Origin of the sequence: Algoriphagus sp., assembly GCF_024642405.1 — a bacterium.
GTDB lineage: Bacteria > Bacteroidota > Bacteroidia > Cytophagales > Cyclobacteriaceae > Algoriphagus.
Genome location: NZ_JAHEBC010000452.1, coordinates 1 through 2,764, shown reverse-complemented (window position 1 = coordinate 2,764; position 2,764 = coordinate 1). Strand labels below are relative to the sequence as shown.

General features: G+C 36.2%; 2 protein-coding genes. Both read left to right on the top strand.

Annotated elements, in window-relative coordinates:
* A partial coding sequence (locus tag Q0L68_RS19220) for a hypothetical protein (RefSeq protein ID WP_296705866.1) occupies positions 1 to 599 on the top strand: 599 nt, incomplete at its 5' end.
* A partial coding sequence (locus tag Q0L68_RS19215) for a DUF4175 family protein (RefSeq protein ID WP_296705865.1) occupies positions 596 to 2,764 on the top strand: 2,169 nt, incomplete at its 3' end. The genes Q0L68_RS19220 and Q0L68_RS19215, both read left to right, overlap by 4 nt.

The window sequence follows — 2,764 nt, the reverse complement described above, 5'->3', positions numbered from 1 at the left end:
CTAGCGATATCAAAGTAGAGGTGGATTCTTCCCGTATTCTTGAAATGAATGAATTTGGAGTCATAGAAGTTTCTGATGCTGGATCAAGCAATCAAGGTATAATTGAGTTGAAAAATCTTGAGTATTATTTTGGGGATTTGGAAGAAGAAGAAAAGCTAAATTTCAGTGCTGCTTTAAATTCTATATCGTCTGTGATGAAAATCAAGTTTAATGAAGTGGAGAAATTAGAAAGTGCAAGTTTAATCTTTGATAATAAATATCCTGAAACTATTGAAAGCGATAAGCTTTATTTTCTAACTGAAAACCCTGGTTTTTCTCATTATTCAAATGTTCACTTTCATTCCGGGAAGCTAAATTTTGAAAGCTCAGAAAAGGTAAGAAGCGGGTTATTACCTGAGTATATTTTGAGGGAATTAATAAACTTTTCAGGTATCAATCCTCTTGATACAGAAACAACAGAAAAACAAATAGCCTCACGGTTTTTGATAAAAGAAGAAGATAGACAAAATAGAAAATCAGGATTTGAGATTCTCCTGAGCGGATTGTTTATTGTCACTTTTGGTTTGGAACGCTTTTTCTCAAATCAAAGAGGGGTATGAGCAAGATTGAACAACATATTTCCAATATTGAAAATCAAATCAGGATTAACACTTTTTTGAAGTCTTTATTCATTGGCTTAGGTTCAGGTTTTTTGTTTTTTACTTTTCAAGATTCATTGGAAGTAACTTTCTCGGTGTTTTTGATTTCATTTTTAATAGCAGCGTATTTTCTCGGTTTGTTCAGGAATCAAAAAGCAAGTGCAATTCAAATCCTTCATGAAAGATTGCCTTCTATGGAGTTTAGTCTTGAGTTGTTGAATAAGAAGGATAAAAATATTGCGGAAGCTTTGCAATGGGAAAGAATTAATCTCCAAATCCCAAATGAAAAGCCCTCCATTTATCACGAGAATCTAAGAGTATTTCTTGTTTTTTTCCTGATTTCTGTCTCAGTTTTCGGATTGGGTTTTATAAACTGGTCAATAGATTCTAAAGAGGAAACTCAAGATATTGGAGTGAGTAATCTGTTAGCTCCTGAAGTGGCATTGATTCCCATTGAGATTTCCAGTCTGAAAGTTCACATCAATCCACCAGCCTATACAGAATTACCGAGCATAGAGCAGAGTAGTCTAGAGATTAAAACAATTAAAGGTTCAAGGATAATATGGGAAGCCGAATTTACAATTGCTGAAAATCTGGAAGTGAAAATGGTGAATTCCCAAGGGGAAGAATTAGAATTTGAAAAGGAAGACCAGCAATTTTCTTTGAGGGACGAGGCCTCAGGCTCTGGAATATATGCCCTCAGGGGGTATCAAGATGGTGAAAAGGTTTTTGAGTCCTCCTATTTTACGTTGGAAGTCTATGAAGATAAGGAGCCTGTGATTCAACCTGCGGAAAAAGAAATTTATAAATTCCACTTTCAGAAGGATCCGCAAAAAATGGAATTAGAGGCGAAAGTTTCCGATGATTTTAAGGTGAAAGAAGTTTATCTCGTAGCCACATTAGCAAGAGGGTCTGGCGAAAACGTTAAATTCCGAGAAAGTAGAATTGATTTGAACCAGCGAAATTTTCAATCTTCAACTTTGAGAACTCAATTGGATTTTGAAGCTTTAGAATTCAAACAAGGAGATGAACTGTATTACTATTGGGCAGCAAAAGATAATAAAACTCCCGAGTCTAATTTTTCCAGATCTGATACTTATTTCATCAAATATGTAGACTCCACAGGAATAGGAGAAGAGGAGCTGGCGGGAATGGCAATTACAGTATTGCCGGAATATTTTAGGAGCCAGCGGCAAATAATTATTGATACTGAAAAATTGATTGCTCAACGTGGTAAAATTAGTGAGCAAACTTTCAATGAGACTTCCAATGAAATCGGATACGATCAGAAACTGCTTCGGTTAAGATATGGTCAGTATTTAGGGGAGGAGTTTGAGAATTCTGCAGGAGGCGGATCAATGGAAGAGGATGATGGCGATATTTTGGCAGGATATAGACATGCCCATGATGAAGAAGGAGAGCACGAGGTAGCTGTTTTACCTGGGGAGGCGAATGAAGAAATCAGTGAAAGTGCTACTAATGCAGAATATAATAGTGAAGATGAATCTGGATTGGGAAATCTCCTAAGTGCCTTCATGCACGATCATGGAGCAGAGGATGAGAATACCTTCTACGAAGAATCTACCAAAAGTGCTCTAAAAATGGCATTGGAACAGATGTGGGAGTCTGAATTATATCTTAGGCTATATGAGCCGGAAAAAGCTTTACCTTTTGAAAAGAAGGCTTTGGAATATTTAAAATCAGTTCAACAAAAATCCAGAGTCTATGTAAAGAGGACTGGTTTTGATCCTGCTCCGATCAAAGAAGAGGAGAAAAGATTAAGTGGAGATTTAGAGGATATCAATCAACGAATTGAGAAGGAACAATCACTGATAAAAGAAAGAATAGGACCTCTGGCTTCTCAAGTGTTGGGGATGTTATCAAAAAATCAACTTTCTTCTGAAGATCAACTCATAATATCTGAATTAGGAAAATTATGGACATCCAGAATGCAATATACAGGAATGGATGAATGGTCGGTTCTGTTATCCCTTCAACAACTTTCCTCAGGCGAAATCACCAAGGAAAATAAAATTGAGTTATTTGAGACACTTTATCCACTTTCAAATACTGGGAAAAAACTGGCAGCATCTTATTTGCAGCAAAAAGATTTAGAAGCAGCTTTT